We start from the raw sequence: 14,981 nt of genomic DNA, 5'->3' as shown, positions 1-14,981 counted from the left end.
CTCATCGGGCGTTGTAGAAGTCGCGTTCGGCGGGCTTGGTCAGCGGGGAGTCGGCGACGGCCCGGAAGATCTGGCCGTGCCGAACCTCGGCGTTCTGGGACGCGGTCCGGCATGCCTCTTCGCCGCCCTGAATCTGGTCGTGGAGCTTCTTGGCGGCGGCGGCCTGGAGGTCGAGCTGCTCCTTGAGGAACTCGCACTTGGCGATGAGGTTCGCGCCGACGCCCTTCTCCGTGATGTCGGCGATGAGCACGTCGCAGTCCGCGGCGAGCTCTGCGGACTCGTCCACGAGCTCCAGGCACTTCTCAGAGCTGGACTGGCACAGGGTGGCGGCGCCTTCGGCGAGGTCGATGACCTGGGTGAGGGTCATGACCTCCCCACCGCTGTAGGTGCGGCTCTTCCCGGCGGCCGTGGTGACGTGGACACCCTTGTCGTCGACGGTCGCGGTGTGCGGAACGGGCGGGTTGGGCTGCATCGCGGGGTCCTTCCTGATCTGGTCGGGGAGCGTGACGGTCGGAGGCGGAGGGACGGTGCCGGGCGGCGGGATGGTCGGACCCGGCGCAGGCGTGGGAGGCGCGGCCGACGACGACGGCGGCGGCGTGGTCGGCGGCGTGGTGGTCGGCGGCGTGGTGGCTGTGGTGGTCGGCGCCGAAGCCGTCGGGGGCGTGGTGGGCTGCGGCGGAATGGTGGTCCCCGACCGGCGCCCGGAGGACCCCGAAGGAGCCGTACTGGAAGACGAACCGGAAGGAGTGGTTCCCGGCTTCTTCATGTAGGCGGATCGCCATCCGTCACGCAGGCCACCGGCCCAATGAGCGCCTGCGAGCAGCCCGTAATGCGTCTTCGCTGCCGCGTTGTAGGAGGCATTCCGGAAGGTATCCGGTGCCCGCGTCGGCTGCCATTTGTCTTTCGTCTTCTTTTCAGGCTTCTTAATTCCCGCCTTCTCGTATTTGTCGTGCGTGTTGTCGACGCCGGTGAGGTAGGTGATGGCGAGAAGAATGAGGAGTTCCACGAGCCTCCTTCCGTGACACTGTGTAGTTGTCGGCGGTTACCGGTTACCGGTTACAGGCCCTGAGGACGCCGGTTCGGGCCGCCCAGTGCAGCGTGAGGGCGGCGTCTGCGGCCTGTAACCGGTAACCGGTAACCGGTAACCGCGCGGCTGGTCGCCTAGCGTGACGTGCCGACGTTGCTGACCGTGGTGTTCGCGGTATTGAAGACCGACTCGAGGGTTCCTCGGATCTCGTCGCTGAACGGCGTGTACGGCAGGAAGATCCCAGAGACGATCAGCATCAGGCAGATCGCCATCTGCTTTCCCTTCGTCTTCTTGAAGGTGAAGAACAGCGCCCAGCAGAACAGGGCCAGGGCAAAGAACTGGAGCGTCATTTCATGCACCCTTCTCGAAGGTGAATCCCTTATTGTTCGCGGCGACGGCCGCGCTGGAACCGGAGGCGGAACTGGAGGAGCTGGAGGGCGCGGAAAGTTTCTTATAGGCAAGGAGGCCGCCGCCGCCGACGAGCGCCACCCACAGCCAGGGGCTGGAGGTGATGGAGCCGCCGGCCCCCGTGGGCTCCTGCGCCTTGGGGGCCGCGCCGCCGAGGGTCGGGGCGTCGCAGGCGGGGATCTTCGCGACGTCGTACGAGGCCGCCTTGGCCACCGCCGCCGCCCGGATCTTCATGCACTCCAGGTAGACGGCCATCTCCCGCTCGTAGAGCGTCTTGGCCGCGGCTTCCTCGGTCTGTGCCCGCTGCTTGTCGGCCTCGACCTCTACCAGGGCGTTCGCGGCCTTCTCCTGGGCCCGCGCACGGTCCTGGGCGGCCTGGTCGCCCTGCATGCTGGTGACGGCCACGACCGTCCCGCACACCGCGAGGACGGCGATCGTGCCACACACCGCGAGCGCGGCGGTGTTGCGGCGGACCCCGCCGAGCTTGACGGAGAACTTGGACGACGTGCTGGGCTTCTCGGGGGTCTCAGGGTTCATACGGGAGAACTCCTCGTCCCAGTCGATTCCGGACATGGCGGTTCCTCCTTCCAGTGCTGTGGATACGGCCGGTCAAGCCCTCCCTCGGCAGGTCTGCGCCGGGCGCGGACTTGCTGGGGGCGGTGAATTTGGTCTACTGGGCAGGCTGTTGCTGCTTCCGGCAGTCGCGGCGAAGGCCAGCCCAAATTCGACTTGGGCTGGCCTTCACTGTTGGTGTCGGACGCTGGTGCGGGTCAGGTCACTGCTCCGGGCGGTAGCCGCATGCGAGCAGGTCGACCGCCTCCTGGCGGTACTTCGAGGCGGTGTCCGTGGAGGACACCGCCAGCTCACGCTGGATATCTGCGAGCGTCGGCCGACTGGCGTCGTCGCCAACAGCGAGGATCATCCGGGCGACCTTGCGGACTGCCCGCTCGCGCGGAGTGAGCTTCGCGCTGTCCTCGATTTCGACCGCGCGCCGCTCGATTTCGGCGGCGGCGAGCCGCGCTTCGGCAGCAGCGACCTCGGTTTCGGCCTCGCGCTTCCGGGCCGCCTGCGTGTTGGCGTCGGCGAGCGCCTTGCGCTCGTTCTCCTCCGCCCCGAGCCGGTCGGCTTCGGCGGCGCGGCGGCGGGTTTCGGCAGCGGCCTTCTCCGTTTCGGCAGCGACCCGATCGGCTTCGGCAGCACGCTGCCGGGCCTCCGCGATCTCCGCAGTCTCGATCGCCTGCGCCTCCGCCGCGGCGACCCGGTCGGCCTCCGCCGCGAGCTTCCGCTTCTCCGCCGCCTGGCACTCCAGCTCCGCCGCGCGGATGTCCGCGGCGGCCTTGGCCTCGCGCTCCTGGGCTTCCTTGCGGGCCGCCTCAGCCTCGCGGGCGCGGGCCTCGGCGATGACGGCCGTCTCCAGCGCCGCCTCCTCCAGCTCAGCGGCCCGCTCTGCGGCGCTGACCTGGGCTCGGGCGTGTGCGCGCGCCTGACCGGTCTCGCCCTCCACCCGGGCGCGGACGGCTTCGAGCTTGCCCTCCGCCTCCAGCCGGTCGGCCTCGGCCTGCTTCCGCGCGAGCTCCTGACGCGTCTCCGCGTCCAGGCGCCGGCGTTCGGCCTCCTCCGCGCGGGCCTCACCCTCGCGTTCCTGCCGCTCAGGCATCGCGAGGGCCTCGGCGACCGTGTATCCGTGGGCGGCCATCTTCATCGGCAGCAGCTCGTCCTCGGTCGCCTTGCTCAGGTCGCCGTCGTACTTGCGCTTGAGCCACTGCTCGTAACCGATGAGATCCTGCTGGCGCCGGATCATCTCCGGGTACGAGGCGATCCCGTGCAGCCGCATCCGGCGGTAGAACCTCGGCGTCGCGAACGGCGAGAGGATCCAGCGGTGCATCGGAATCCGGTCGGTGACCGTTCCCGCCTCCAGCCTGGCCTTTTGGATGATCAGGCGGCGGGCAGCCTCCACGCCGATCACGAACAGGACCGGCATGACCCCGTGGGAGGCGGCCTTGACCGGGTCCGCGCTGATCTGGCCCTGCGAGCTCGCGTTGAACCAGATCGTCGCACCGGTCATGACGTGAGCGGCCATCCGCAGCAACGGCCACGGGGTGTTCTTGCGGATCAGGTACAGGTCCAAGGCGAGGAACGCAATGATGCTCGCGTCCACGCCGACCGGGAACCAGGGGGCCAGTTCGGTGCTGAATCCCCAGCTCAGGGCGACCTTTGCCAGGGTGCTGTAGGACATCGCGAAGCCGATGACGCCGACCAACGTCCCGCCGACGGCGGCGGCGAGCGACAAGGCGGTCATCAGCCGGTCACGGGCGGGCTTGATCGGCTTCCGCTTATCCGTCCGTGAACCGCCCCCGGCCGCGCCCGAAAGCCTCTCGGGCGTGTCCGAAACGGCGATCGACGGCCGCGAAACGGGGGTGTCGGGCGCCGCGCTCTGCGGCACTTCGGTGATCGTCATGGGGGCCTCCGAGAGGGGTCGTTCAGGGCGGGGTCGAAACGGCGGCCGGTGCTCCCGAAACGCAGTAAGCGCGTTCTCGAAACAGGGGCCGGTGTGGGCTGTTGCTTGCGAAGCGAACACCGGCTCTACCCGCTCCCGGCACACGAAAAGGCCAGCGGCCCGGGAGGCGGGATGCCGGTCTGCAGAGTGGTGCGGGGCGGGCTCGAAACCGTGGACGGCTCCCGCCAGGCGGGCTCGAAAGCAGCTCCGGGCTGTCCGGCTCCCCTTCACCGCCCGCCCCGGCCGCCAGGGTTCAGCGGTCGGTGCGGGCGGATCAGGCGGCCGCGCGCGACCGGTTGCGGGCGGCGCGGCGCTTGAGGGCGCGGCGCTCGTCCTCGGAGAGGCCACCCCAGACGCCGTAGTGCTCGTTGCGGTCCAGCGCACCCTGGAGGCAGCTCTCCATCAGCGGGCAACTGCGGCAGACGGCCTTGGCCTCCTCGATCTGGAGCAGCGCCGGGCCGGTGTTGCCGTTGGGGAAGTGCAGCTCGGGGTCCGTCTCGGCGCAGGCCGGCCGGGGCCGCTTGAGGGCCGCGATCGGGTCGGCGGCCGGGATGGAGTGGGTGCGTACGATGGTGCGCATGAGGGCCTCCAGAGGGTCCGTGCGTACGAGACAGCCCCGGGGCGGCATCCCCGGGGCTGTTCTGTTTCTGCGGCCGGACGGCCAGCGCGGGACAAGGAGCACGAGCTCCCGGCGCTCTCCGCCGGCCCCGCCCTAGTAGGCGCGGGGACGACGGGCAATGCCGGAGGGTCAGCTGCGGCGCTTCGCGGACTGCCGGGCCTGGTAGGCGTCCTGGGCCTTGGCGAAGGCCGTGTGAATCGGCTCCCCGGTCGCGCAGTCCTGGCTGTTCTGGCAGGCCGTGCAGGTGCCGGTGTGCTTCGTGGAGGCGCTAAAGGCTTCCATGTAGCGGACGTACAGCGGGTGGTTGTTGGGCTCGGTCATCGGCCGCTGCCTTGTGACGAGCGTCGGTTGATCTCGGCGAGCTTCCTGCTCAGCTCGTCCCGGTCGTCGGCCATGAGGAGGAGGACCAGCTCGGGGTCCGCCTCCTCGCGGCAGATCGCGTTGCGGCGCCAGTCCATGCCGGTCACCGCCCCTCGCGGACTCGGCGCAGGGCCTCGTCCATGTCGGTGTCGGAGTCTCCGTTGGTGCGTGCGATGCTGTTGTCGTACATCCGGGCCTCCAGATAGGTCCGTCAGACAGCCCCAGGGATGGCCCCCTGGGGCTGTCGTCGTGTTGGCTGTCGTACGAGCAGCCACGGCCGCCGCCACCCAAGCGGGTGGCGGCGGCCGTGGTAGTTCGTCAGGTCGGTCCGCTACGCGAGGCGCGCCCCTCGGTGGGTAGGACGCAGTCGACTGCGGGCCTGCAACTCCGCCCCCGGCGTGCAGCGCTGGCTCTTCGCGCACTTCGGGCAGTCGATGACGTGGTCGGCGAGCTCCCGCTGCGCGGCAGCGGTGGCGGCGCTCATCTGCGAGACCGCTGGCAGAGGCTGCGGCTGCGCCTTGCGGATCATGCGCTTCGAGCGACGGGCGGCAGCCGTGGCCTCGGCCGCGGAGAGGGCCTCGCCCCACTGCTCGATGGTGATGTCGAACTCGATGCGGCGGGCGCTGCCGGGACAGCGCGGCGCCTCACCGCCGACGCCACGGCCGGTCCGCTCCAGGTGGTGGGTCTTGATCATGCGGCGCTGGATCGGGTGCCAGGTCTCGCAGTCCGGGCAGACGGCGGTGCGGCTTTCACCGTCGGCGAGGTTGATGTGGTGCGGCGGGATCTTGCTGAGCAGGAGGGCGGGGCGGCTGCTGGGACGCATCGTTGTCTCCCTGATCGCGGGGAAGTTCACGGGATCGGTTGCGTTCTCCGGGCAGCCCGGACCACTGCCGGGGCGGGATCCGTGGCTGTTCGGGCAGCGCAACCGCTGCATCAGGTGGTGCTGCCGTACTCGGCCAGGGACCTCTGGTCCGAAGACCGTCACCCGGGGTGCGCGAGCCGGCTATGAAGTTGGGGAGTCGAGGCTCCGGCTCCCACATCCGGCGCCGCCGTCGGCGGTTCCGGGTGAAGGAGCCGGGTCCGTGAGGACCCGGCTGCAGCTAGGCCGCGAGCGGTAAGCGCGCTGCGGGGGCCGGCCGCGTGATGCGCAGCTGCGCGGCGTAGGGGAGGAGCACGTCGACCAGGCGTTCGCGCACCAGGGTGGTGACGGCCGGGTCGGCGGCGATGTCGCGGGCGGCGAGCATTCGGTTCTCGCGGGCCTCGATCGCGGCGAGGGCGGCGGTGAAGTCCAGGCCGTCCAGCCGCTCGTGGGGGAGGGGTCCGGCCTCGTACATCTCCAGCGGCGTGCCGAACGCGACGTCGAGATCGATGTCGCCGAACTCCGGGATGTCGACAGCCACGGCCTCGAGAAGACGCTGGGTTTCGAGATCGAAGCACTCATCCGTAAATGACATGGTTACGCCCCTTTCAGGCCGGTCCGGCCTGTCGATAGTGCTAGCTTTGCTGATACTGTCGATGGGTGTCAAGGGGTTAGCTGACGAACCCGACTAACTCGGTGAGGTGGATCTACGATGACGGTCATGACCAACGCCGAGGCCATGCAGCCCTACCAGCGCATCGTTCAAGACGTCCGCGACCAGATCGCGACCGGCCGGCTCCCGGCTGGTGCAAAGATTCCCGGCATCAAGGCCCTGGCCGAGGAGTACCAAGTCGCGGCTGGCACGGTGCAGCGCGCTCTCACGGAACTGCGCGCTTTGGGTCTCGTCTACTCCCACCAGGGCCGCGGCAGCTTCGTCAGCGAGCAGGCCAGCGCAAAGGCAGACTCGACGGCTGACGCCATCCGTCGTCTCGAAGAGCGGGTAGATGAACTGACTGCCCGTCTGGAAAGACTGGAGCAGAAGTCCGACTGATGTCCCTAGCGCTGCGCTTGCCACCGTTCCCCCAAGGTCGCCTTGTGTGACCCATCACACTCCTGACGGCAGAGATGGAACATCACAGCGGCTTGTAGAAGCCCGTACGCACTTTCATTCACGGGTTTTCAACATCCACGTACGCACGGGATTTGGGGCCCGCGCCCTAGGCTCGCGGGCATGACGATGACGGAGGGGCAGAGGGTGGGGAAGCAGCGAGCAGGATGGCGACCGGACCGGCTGCGTGAGCAGCGGGAGGCTCACGGGCTCACCCTGGAGAAAGCCGGCGAACGGCTTCGTGAAGTCGCTGAGCAGGCCAAGCTGAAGGGGATCCCCGCCGCGAATCCTCAGACCTTATGGCAGCACGAGCAAGGCGAGGTCTACCCGGGACCGCACTACCGGCGCGCCTATTGCCTCCTCTATCGAGCCACTGAGCCCGACCTCGGCTTCAGGACTGCCCTGCCTGGTGAGGAGACGTCCTTCAAGCTCACGCCGATGGACGACCGCCTTAACGGTTCGCACGTCCTGGCTGTTGAGCGAGCGATTCATCGGATCGCGCCGGGCAGCGACGAGGCCGATCACTTCAATCTGCAGCAGCGCATCATCGACGCGTGGAAGCGCCGTCACACCGGCGGCGATCCGCACCGCCCTGTCCTGATCCTGGTCGGCGGTTACGCCGGCTCTGGCAAGACCGAGTTGGCGCGCTTCTTCGTTCAGCTCACCGGCTGGCCGCTGCTCGACAAGGACCCGCTGACCCGTCCGCTGGTGGAAAAGCTGCTGATGGCGTTGGGTGGGGACCCGAATGATCGCCACACCGACCTCTACAAAACCCAGGTCCGGCCGGTGGAGTACGACTGTCTTATGCAGTCCGCCATGGCGAACATTCGGTGCGGGATCAGCACGGTGCTCTCCGCGCCGTTCATCGCGGAGATGACGGATCCGGCCTGGATGCAGCGGCTGACCAACCGCGCCGGCTCCATGGGCGTCGACGTCTTTCCGGTGTGGGTGCGCTGCGACGAGGAGTCGATGCGCGAGTACATCGGCTTCCGCTCGGCCGCCCGGGACGCCTGGAAGTTGCAGCGGTGGGACGAGTACTTGGCCACCATCGACTTGGAGGTGCGCCCGGCTGTGTCGCACCTGGTCGTCGACAACCGGCTGGGGACCGCGGTAACACTCGCCGACCAGGCCCGGCAGGCAATGGGGGCGATGTACTCATGAGCCGGAAGCAGGGCGTGATTTTGTACGGCCCGCCGGCTGCGGGCAAGGACACCGTGACGGCGGCGCTCGCCGAGCTGAACCTGCGGTACCGGCAGTTCGAGCGGCTCAAGGTTGGCTCGGGCAAGGCCACGGGCTACCGGATGGGCACGGTGGATCAGCTGCGCGAGCTGGAGGCCGCGGGCGATGTCGTCTACGCGAACTCGCGGTACGGCAACACGTACGTGATCGACCGGCCGGGGCTGGATGAGGCGTTCGCGGCCGGGGTCCCGGTGGTGCATCTCGGGCAAGTCGACGGCATCCAAGCCCTGGTCGACCGCTACCCCGCCGACTGGGCCACGGTGCTTCTGTGGTGCCCGCGCGAGGTTACTGCGCAGCGGTCTGCGGGCCGGGGCGACAGCGACACCACGGCGCGCATCGCGGCGTGGGAAGCGACCCGCAAGGACTTGGACGTGCACCCGGAAACGGTCTGGGACCTGACAGTGGACACGATGACGTCGTCGCCAGAGGAGTCGGCGCGGGCCATCGACGAGCTTCTGGACCAGCGAGCGGGAGCGGCGACGGCATGAGCGCGGGCTACGGCCGGGCGAGCCGATCGAGCGCGTCGGTGAGCGTGAGCTTGCCGTCGTCCTTGACGTCGTCCCACCGGGCCAGCGTGGACGCGGCCGCGTGCAACATCTCGGGGGGAAGGCCGGCGGCCTCGAGCATGTCGGCGGCTTCCTCCAGCTCGGGCCCCCACCTCCATGCACGTGCCGCTGTCTTCGCAATGTATTCGGGCTCGGAGAGGTACGAGTCGGTGCGGCGGGAGGCGATGTCGATGAGCTCTTGGTCGACGCCGTGTTCGCGGGCCAACCCGATCGCCAGGGCCACCAGCACGCGCGAGGCCTTCTGGAAGCTGGCGTACGCCAGCTTCAGCGCGGACGCCTGGCCGACCTCGGTGCCCAGCACCTTCGTCCGCACCGCGGTGCCAGCGAAGAGCGCCTCCACGCGAGCGGTCGCAGAAGCCGCGCCGGACAGGTACAGGGTCGGCGTCTTGCCGTTCACCGGCGGGGAACCGACGACGCCGCCGTCGACCACGGCCACCTTCGGCCCGAGGAGATCCGCGATCCGTACTGCGCGGTCGGCGTTGATGGCGTTGGCCTCCAGGTACAGGCCGGTGAAGCCGTGGGCAGCAACGTCGCGGGCCAGGTCCTCGGCTGCGGCTGGCGGGCAGAGGCTGATCACCACGTCCGAACGATCCAGCAGTTCCTGCAGCGTCGGCACCGCTTCCAGGCCGAGCCGTTCTGCTCGTCCTGCACTCGCCGGGCTGCGCCCTTCGGCGCACCAGAGGACGGACATCGCGTTGGCCGCGGCGCACGCCGCGACGGCGGCGCCCATGCTGCCGGGGTGGAGGACGCCGACGGTGGGCTGGTCCATAGGGCTACTCCGGGAGTTCGTTGAGAAGGATGGCGATGGCGTCGGTGACGTCGTCGACGGCGTGGTGCGGCTCTGCGAGCGGGTCGGGCCAGCTTCGGCCGCGGATCCAGATAGTGCGCAGGCCCGCTCGGCGCCCGCCCTCGATGTCACCGGCTGGATTGTCGCCGATCATCCAGCCGCCGTCGGAGAGTCGTCGGCCGCAGCGGGTAGCCGCGAGGTCAAAGAGTCGCCTATCAGGTTTCCGGGCGTCGATGTCGCCGGAGACCGCGATGCCCTCGACCAGCTCGGTGATTCCGGTCGCGGCGAGCTTGGCACGCTGGATATCGCTGGGGCCGTTAGTGGCGATGCCGATCGTCCATGCTGCTGCGCGAAGTTGGGCCAGCCCTTCGAGGACGGTTGGGCGGCATGCGGCGAAGGCGCCCATGAGGTCGACGTACTCCTGCCAGAGTTCCTCTGCCGGCTCCTGCAGCCTGAAGACCGTGCTGAGTCGGGCGAAGTCCGCGGGGTTCGCGCGATCGGCCAGCTCGGCGCGCAGCCACTGCTCGACGGCTGGCTCGTAGTCGCGTGCAAGGCAGAGGCTGGCGACGGCACTGCCGACCGCCGACCGCCGGTCGATCAGCGTGTCGTCCAGGTCGAAGATCGCAAGGCGGTGCACGGGCATGGACCCTACCCGTTGACGTTCTCGCGGCTGGTGGGCATCCCGTATGGCGGGACACTTTGCGGTCCACTTTCCCACCACGCGGGAGGGTTCGAATTCCTTGTCGAAGCGCGCTGGAACTACTGCCCTAAATCTGTTGGGATTTGAGGGCCCTACGGCGGTGAACTGGCCGTTTTCAGGTCAGGATAGAGAGATCGTCAGCGAAGGGTGTCGAGTCGGGTGGGGGTGGTCGGCGTCTCAAGCGGGAACACGCTCGTTTGCGGTACCGAAGATCACCGCCTTCATGTATCTTTCACAGCATCAGTGTTGGCTAGGGGAGGTTTCTGATGTCGGATCTGAACAAGGCCGTTGATGCCTTGGTCGACCGCGACCCCGACCTTCCCGCTCCGCCCGTCCGGAGACAACTCCGCCTCGCAGATGGCCTGACACAGCAACAGCTGGCCGATGCGCTCCAGGTGAAGCGTCTGACGATCTTGCGCTGGGAGTCGGGCCAGACAGAGCCCCGCCAGCCTTGGCGTGATGCTTATGCCCGTCTCCTTCGTCGACTGGCCGAGAAGCACCCAGAAGCGGTGGAGGTGCCCGATGCGGGCTGACCTCACGCACGCAGCCACGTGTGGGCATGCTGACGCCAACCTCCGATTCAAGGGGGATGGGATGACCTAGCGGCCATCGGCCGCGCGCCTAGGAGTGGACTAGCCACCCTCTGTCGGCGCTTACGCGGCCCGTCTGCCGACCGGATTTACCACCCGGACCGGCCTGCTCAGTTTCCGGTACCACCCGGGTCCTGAGCTTCGGCTCATGGAGCCGTTTCTTCATCTGCGCAATAACCCAACCCCGCCTTATCAGCGGGACAGGCCCCTAGCCAGGGCCACGAGGGCCTCTAGCCAAGGTCCAACTGCAGTTGCAGTTGCAGTTCCGCAGGGCCCCCGCCAAGGGGCGTCTGCGTCGCACTACCGGCCCCGCCAAGGGCCGCCAGTACACCCGTCCGATTCACATCGACAAACCGAAGGAGGTCGCCGCTGCTCTTCGTCCGGCCGCCCGCTCCTCACGGAGGGGGCGGTCCACATACCCAAGGAGAAGCGATCTCAGCCCGCGTGGCGGGCCGGTCTCAGCATCCATATGGATAGGTGGTCGATCCTCATAGTGCCCGATGTGGTGTCCCCTGAAAAGTTGCACCCTCATCGTTTCGCCGGGAAGCAAACGACCGAGGCCCCGTTTGCTCCCACCTTGCCCGACTATCAGACCTGTCGACTGGAAATCACGCTTCCTGGACATCCCGCCGTCCGTCGTGTAGCTGCGGTAGCGCCGGCCGCCGTGATGATCCCCGCTCCGCGCTCGTCCATGTCTTCTGCCGTGGCCGACGGCGTTCCGGTGCGTCGGCAGCGGGTGCGGGTGCCGATGCGGTTGGTGTCGTCGCCGTTCTACGCGGATGTGGCGCTGTCGGTGTACGTGAAGGTGAAGGCGCTGGGTGCGCGGCCGGAGGGGTGTCAGGCGCGGTCGGCGACGATCGCTTCGTACCTGGGGCTGTCGGTGGCGTCGGTGGAGCGGGGCATGACGCAGTTGACCCGTCCTGGGCTGGACGGGGTCGTAGAGCTGTGGTCGACCCGTCGCACCCTGCCCGGCGGGAAGGGTGAGTCGGCGTTGCGGACGGTGCGGCCGATGACGCGGACGGAGAAGTTCGTGTGGTTGCCGGTGGCCGCCTCGGAGGACCTCACGCCCAGGCAGCTGCGTGCGTTCGCCGTGATCGCGTTCGCGGAGCAGATGGGCATTGCGCTGACCGAGGGGGAGCTGGCGGGGCACCTGCGGCACCACTCGGGTCAGAGGGCCGGCCAGCCGATCACGGCGGCGGCGGCCGGTGAGGTTATCGACGGTCTGGAGGCGGCGCGGTGGGTGACGGTGCAGCGGCGCGCAGGAGCGCAGGGCCGTCACCGGTTCATCGCCCATGACATCGCCCCCGCAGCCGCTGTGGGCCACGGTGAGCAGGCCGCGGACACGGAGCCGGAGACGGTCCAGGAGTGCGTGCAGGAGCCCGTGGGCGGTGCTGTGGAGAGGGCGGGTAGTTCGCTGGTTGGTGAGGGATCGGGTCTGTCGTTTGGTGAGGGATCCCTCGCGAATAGGGAATCACCTACGACTGACTCACCTGATGACGAGGGCGCACTCACCTCACCCGCCGTAGGCGAGGTACGGGTAGTTGAGGGCGCTGAGGCTGTGGAAATCGCGGCTGACGCGGAGGCGCGTTCGGAAAGCGGGGATGGTGTCGCGCTGCGCGCGGGTGAGATCAGCCAGCCCTCCTCGAAGCCGAACGGCGAAAAGCGCAGCAGCAAGGCCGGGGGGTCGGCCCGGTCGTCGTACACCGGACCGCAGCTGGCGATGAGCCCGGAGATCTACGCCGTGCTGGAGCCGGTCCACGTGCTGCTGAAGCAGGTCACCAGCAGCTTCGTCGCCCGGAAGATCGCCCGTGAGGTGGGCCGTCAGTTGCACGGGGGCACGGCCCCCGACCGCCTTCGGCACCGGTTGACGGCCCGCCTGGCCCCCGTGGCGCTCTCGGACATCCGTGACCCGGGCCGGTGGCTGCTCGGGGTGGCCCTGCCCCGGTGGGGTTGCGGCTACGAGGACTGCGAGGCCGGGATTATCTGGCGGACCGGTGCGGCCTGTGAGCTGTGCGCCGAGACCATCCAGGACCGGCACGCATCCCGCCAGCGCGAGCAGCACCTGGAGCAGGGCCTGTGCCCCCAGCACGGCACCCGGCCCGGCCCGTCCGGGCGCTGCACCGACTGCGAACTGGAGGCCGCCATCCGGCGCCCGGCCCGGGTGCCGGTACCCCGGGAGCCCGAAGGCCCGCAGCGCTCTTCGTGCGTCGGCTGCGGATGCCGAATCTTCCTGACTGGCCTGGCCGTCGACACCGGGCTGTGCAAGCTCTGCCGCGAGGAGGCCGACGCCCTGGCCGCCGTCGAGCCTGCCGCTCCCGCTGCGCCGTCGGTGCCGGGGACATGCTCCGGCCGCGACGGTGAGACGCTCTGCACCCGTAGGGCCCTGCCGACCCGCAGCGTCTGCCTCACCCACCGCTCCCAGGAGCTCGCCCACGAGGTGGTGGCGTCATGAGCCAGCCACCCCAGCCCAGCGGCGTGGACCTGGCCCGCGTTGCATTGCGGGCAGCGCGGGAAGCCGCGAAGAAGAACGGCGCCCGGACGGCGAAGAGCAAGCCGCGGTTGACCCGGGAGGTCCGGCGCGACGGCCGCGCCCCCATGGGCCTGGGCGAGGCGTTCACCGCGCTGATGGCCGAGCGCGACTGGGAGATCCCGGCGGCCGGCGCCGGGCTGTGCGAACGCTGGGCGGCCCTCGCCCCCGACCTCGCCGGACACATCGCTGCGGTGGGCTACGACGCGGAGCGCGGAGAGCTGACGCTGCGCCCCGACTCCACTGCCTGGGCAACGAAGGCACGCCTGCAGACGTCGCGGATCATCGCCAACGCCAACCAGTCCGCGCGCACAGAAGCGGTCCGTATGGTCCGCGTGCTGCCACCCGGACTGCTGCCCTCGCCCAGCGCGGCCGCCGAACCGGACCTGGTCAGGACCTCGGCCCCGCAGGGCACGGTTCGAACTCGCGAGACGGCGTCGGCCGGCTACCGCCGTGCACTCGAAGCCCACCAGCAGGTCCACACGCAGCGGCAGGCAGACCCGGCCATCGCCGCCGCGGTGGAGCGGCAGAACAGGGTCCTTCGTGAGGCGAACCCTCGCGCATTCCCCGATCCGGAGTCGAATCCGGACGGCGGGCCGGACACGATCGAGGACGCCCGTGCCGAGCGTCGTCGCCAGGCCGCAGCCACCGAAGCTGCCGCTCGGCGCCGGGCCCGGGCGGAGAAGGCTGGGCTCACCTCGTTGTTCGTGGCCACCGAGCCCAGGCGCCTGGACCTCACTGGATGAGCGGACCATGTACGCTGCGCGTTGGCATGCAGTGCTCCCGCAGCAGGGTCAGGCCTTCAATGCGCTGACCATGCGCCAAAGGTCCTCCGGACCCAACAGGTCCGCGTCGAATGTCTCAGTGTGGCCGCCATTCGGCATGACCTCGGGGGTGAGGTAGTGCCTGACTCCTCGTGCACGTATCTGGGCCATGACTGCCTGTTCGGCGGTCCGGGCCTGCTCCCCGGTGTCGTAACGGGCGGTGCGGTAGATGCTCCAACCGTGACGCTGGAACTGATCGAGGCGGCTCCGGTCCGCGGCCCCTGTTATGCCGATCTTGACAGCGTTGAGCGTTAGGTGGTGCAGCACATAGAGGAGGGCAGGGGTGGTGAGCTGGATACCGCGCTTAGCGCAGTACCAACAGCCCTGACCAGCGCGGATGCTGGTGAGATTGGGTTTGACGGTGTTGCCGCACCGCATGCAGCGGCATGTCCACGGGGCGTCCACGCCGGGGTAGGGCTCCAGAGGTTCGAGGCCAGCAGCGTGCATGGAGGCAGCGGCTTGGTCGGAGTCGACGCGGTTCCTATTGTGGCCGCAGTGCCAGCAGCCGATGCCCCTGCGGGTCGTGGCGTACCTCGGGGTCACGATGTTGCCGCACGTGGTGCAGCGGCACCTCCAATGGTCCGTAACCCGACCCGGGTAGGGCTCCAAGGGCTCGAAGCCCGCGGCCTGCATGTCGGCCACTGCCGCCTCGGGATCGCTCCGTCGCTGAGCACCCCCTCGCCTTCTCCCGCAGTGCACGCAGCCGGAGCCACGGCTGTTGACGTTTGCATACCGGGGACTGCTGGTCTTGCCACAGGCAGTGCAGCGGCAGGACCACGGCCTATTGCTGCCGGGATAGAGTTCCAAGGGTTCGAGCCCCACCGCGCGCATCACATCGGCAGCCTCATCCGCATCAGTGCGAGAGGCAGC

At 69.0% G+C, this 14,981-nt stretch carries 19 protein-coding genes; 7 read left to right on the top strand and 12 right to left on the bottom strand.

The window, feature by feature from the left end; translation table 11 throughout:
* Position 1 precedes the first annotated feature (1 nt).
* On the bottom strand, positions 2–472 hold the full coding sequence (locus tag OG625_RS39500; protein WP_329391508.1) for a hypothetical protein: 471 nt from the start codon (positions 470–472) through the stop codon (positions 2–4).
* 31 nt (positions 473–503) lie between these two features.
* Between OG625_RS39500 and OG625_RS39495 the strand changes: the two genes are divergently transcribed.
* Positions 504–770, top strand: coding sequence for a hypothetical protein (locus OG625_RS39495; protein ID WP_329391506.1), 267 nt, complete (start codon positions 504–506; stop codon positions 768–770).
* Positions 771–1,161: 391 nt separating this feature from the next.
* Here the strand turns inward: OG625_RS39495 and OG625_RS39490 are convergent, their stop codons facing one another.
* The 8 genes from OG625_RS39490 to OG625_RS39455 form a co-directional block, all read right to left on the bottom strand.
* On the bottom strand, positions 1,162–1,377 hold the full coding sequence (locus OG625_RS39490; protein WP_266449437.1) for a hypothetical protein: 216 nt from the start codon (positions 1,375–1,377) through the stop codon (positions 1,162–1,164).
* A gap of 1 nt (position 1,378) precedes the next feature.
* A complete protein-coding gene (locus tag OG625_RS39485; protein ID WP_329391503.1) occupies positions 1,379–2,008 on the bottom strand; it encodes a hypothetical protein in 630 nt (209 codons plus the stop codon).
* A 202-nt stretch (positions 2,009–2,210) separates the two neighbouring features.
* Positions 2,211–3,893, bottom strand: coding sequence for a DUF2637 domain-containing protein (locus OG625_RS39480; RefSeq protein ID WP_329391501.1), 1,683 nt, complete (start codon positions 3,891–3,893; stop codon positions 2,211–2,213).
* A 313-nt stretch (positions 3,894–4,206) separates the two neighbouring features.
* Complete coding sequence (locus OG625_RS39475; RefSeq protein ID WP_329391499.1) at positions 4,207–4,512, bottom strand: WhiB family transcriptional regulator; 306 nt, start codon at positions 4,510–4,512, stop codon at positions 4,207–4,209.
* A 168-nt stretch (positions 4,513–4,680) separates the two neighbouring features.
* Positions 4,681–4,872, bottom strand: a complete 192-nt coding sequence (locus tag OG625_RS39470; protein WP_329391497.1) for a hypothetical protein — start codon at positions 4,870–4,872, stop codon at positions 4,681–4,683.
* Positions 4,869–5,018: a hypothetical protein gene (locus OG625_RS39465; RefSeq protein WP_329391495.1), complete on the bottom strand. Its 150-nt coding sequence runs from the start codon at positions 5,016–5,018 to the stop codon at positions 4,869–4,871. The genes OG625_RS39470 and OG625_RS39465 overlap by 4 nt, the downstream gene beginning before the upstream one ends.
* 224 nt (positions 5,019–5,242) lie before the next feature.
* Positions 5,243–5,734, bottom strand: coding sequence for a hypothetical protein (locus OG625_RS39460; RefSeq protein ID WP_329391493.1), 492 nt, complete (start codon positions 5,732–5,734; stop codon positions 5,243–5,245).
* A gap of 277 nt (positions 5,735–6,011) precedes the next feature.
* Positions 6,012–6,365: a hypothetical protein gene (locus tag OG625_RS39455; RefSeq protein ID WP_329391491.1), complete on the bottom strand. Its 354-nt coding sequence runs from the start codon at positions 6,363–6,365 to the stop codon at positions 6,012–6,014.
* Between the two features lie 126 nt (positions 6,366–6,491).
* On the opposite strand from OG625_RS39455, the gene OG625_RS39450 reads away from it, so the two are divergent.
* From OG625_RS39450 to OG625_RS39440, 3 genes are all read left to right on the top strand, one after another.
* A complete protein-coding gene (locus tag OG625_RS39450; protein WP_329391489.1) occupies positions 6,492–6,821 on the top strand; it encodes a GntR family transcriptional regulator in 330 nt (109 codons plus the stop codon).
* A gap of 180 nt (positions 6,822–7,001) precedes the next feature.
* Positions 7,002–8,039 (top strand): AAA family ATPase, encoded by a 1,038-nt coding sequence (locus OG625_RS39445; RefSeq protein ID WP_329391487.1) that lies wholly within the window; start codon positions 7,002–7,004, stop codon positions 8,037–8,039.
* On the top strand, positions 8,036–8,605 hold the full coding sequence (locus tag OG625_RS39440) for a phosphotransferase-like protein (RefSeq protein ID WP_329391485.1): 570 nt from the start codon (positions 8,036–8,038) through the stop codon (positions 8,603–8,605). The genes OG625_RS39445 and OG625_RS39440 overlap by 4 nt, the downstream gene beginning before the upstream one ends.
* A 7-nt stretch (positions 8,606–8,612) precedes the next feature.
* Here OG625_RS39440 and OG625_RS39435 read toward each other — a convergent pair whose 3' ends face one another.
* Positions 8,613–9,452, bottom strand: a complete 840-nt coding sequence (locus tag OG625_RS39435) for an NAD(P)-dependent oxidoreductase (protein ID WP_329391482.1) — start codon at positions 9,450–9,452, stop codon at positions 8,613–8,615.
* 4 nt (positions 9,453–9,456) lie between these two features.
* On the bottom strand, positions 9,457–10,107 hold the full coding sequence (locus OG625_RS39430) for an HAD family hydrolase (RefSeq protein WP_329391479.1): 651 nt from the start codon (positions 10,105–10,107) through the stop codon (positions 9,457–9,459).
* A 329-nt stretch (positions 10,108–10,436) separates the two neighbouring features.
* Here OG625_RS39430 and OG625_RS39425 point away from each other — a divergent pair, with 329 nt between their 5' ends.
* The 3 genes from OG625_RS39425 (at position 10,437) to OG625_RS39415 (ending at position 14,033) form a co-directional block, all read left to right on the top strand.
* Entirely contained in the window at positions 10,437–10,703 is a 267-nt protein-coding gene (locus OG625_RS39425) for a helix-turn-helix domain-containing protein (RefSeq protein ID WP_329391477.1), read from the top strand.
* Between the two features lie 748 nt (positions 10,704–11,451).
* Complete coding sequence (locus OG625_RS39420; protein WP_329391475.1) at positions 11,452–13,212, top strand: hypothetical protein; 1,761 nt, start codon at positions 11,452–11,454, stop codon at positions 13,210–13,212.
* Entirely contained in the window at positions 13,209–14,033 is an 825-nt protein-coding gene (locus OG625_RS39415) for a DciA family protein (RefSeq protein ID WP_329391473.1), read from the top strand. The genes OG625_RS39420 and OG625_RS39415 overlap by 4 nt, the downstream gene beginning before the upstream one ends.
* Before the next feature lie 48 nt (positions 14,034–14,081).
* On the opposite strand, the gene OG625_RS39410 is transcribed toward OG625_RS39415, so the two are convergent.
* Positions 14,082–14,489, bottom strand: coding sequence for a hypothetical protein (locus OG625_RS39410; RefSeq protein ID WP_329391471.1), 408 nt, complete (start codon positions 14,487–14,489; stop codon positions 14,082–14,084).
* Positions 14,490–14,981 lie beyond the last annotated feature (492 nt).

The sequence above is a fragment of the Streptomyces sp. NBC_01351 genome, from assembly GCF_036237315.1.
In the GTDB taxonomy this organism is placed as follows: Bacteria; Actinomycetota; Actinomycetes; order Streptomycetales; family Streptomycetaceae; genus Streptomyces.
Note: the sequence above shows the minus strand (reverse complement) of the source record. Positions and strands in the feature narration are given on the sequence as shown.

Coding starts and splice junctions, on each gene's coding strand:
- OG625_RS39500 (WP_329391508.1), bottom strand. CDS start 472: ATGCAGCCCAACCCGCCCGTTCCGCACACCGCGACCGTCGACGACAAG.
- OG625_RS39490 (WP_266449437.1), bottom strand. CDS start 1,377: ATGACGCTCCAGTTCTTTGCCCTGGCCCTGTTCTGCTGGGCGCTGTTC.
- OG625_RS39485 (WP_329391503.1), bottom strand. CDS start 2,008: ATGTCCGGAATCGACTGGGACGAGGAGTTCTCCCGTATGAACCCTGAG.
- OG625_RS39480 (WP_329391501.1), bottom strand. CDS start 3,893: ATGACGATCACCGAAGTGCCGCAGAGCGCGGCGCCCGACACCCCCGTT.
- OG625_RS39475 (WP_329391499.1), bottom strand. CDS start 4,512: ATGCGCACCATCGTACGCACCCACTCCATCCCGGCCGCCGACCCGATC.
- OG625_RS39470 (WP_329391497.1), bottom strand. CDS start 4,872: ATGACCGAGCCCAACAACCACCCGCTGTACGTCCGCTACATGGAAGCC.
- OG625_RS39460 (WP_329391493.1), bottom strand. CDS start 5,734: ATGCGTCCCAGCAGCCGCCCCGCCCTCCTGCTCAGCAAGATCCCGCCG.
- OG625_RS39455 (WP_329391491.1), bottom strand. CDS start 6,365: ATGTCATTTACGGATGAGTGCTTCGATCTCGAAACCCAGCGTCTTCTC.
- OG625_RS39450 (WP_329391489.1), top strand. CDS start 6,492: ATGACCAACGCCGAGGCCATGCAGCCCTACCAGCGCATCGTTCAAGAC.
- OG625_RS39445 (WP_329391487.1), top strand. CDS start 7,002: ATGACGATGACGGAGGGGCAGAGGGTGGGGAAGCAGCGAGCAGGATGG.
- OG625_RS39440 (WP_329391485.1), top strand. CDS start 8,036: ATGAGCCGGAAGCAGGGCGTGATTTTGTACGGCCCGCCGGCTGCGGGC.
- OG625_RS39435 (WP_329391482.1), bottom strand. CDS start 9,452: ATGGACCAGCCCACCGTCGGCGTCCTCCACCCCGGCAGCATGGGCGCC.
- OG625_RS39425 (WP_329391477.1), top strand. CDS start 10,437: ATGTCGGATCTGAACAAGGCCGTTGATGCCTTGGTCGACCGCGACCCC.
- OG625_RS39420 (WP_329391475.1), top strand. CDS start 11,452: ATGTCTTCTGCCGTGGCCGACGGCGTTCCGGTGCGTCGGCAGCGGGTG.
- OG625_RS39415 (WP_329391473.1), top strand. CDS start 13,209: ATGAGCCAGCCACCCCAGCCCAGCGGCGTGGACCTGGCCCGCGTTGCA.
- OG625_RS39410 (WP_329391471.1), bottom strand. CDS start 14,489: ATGCGGTGCGGCAACACCGTCAAACCCAATCTCACCAGCATCCGCGCT.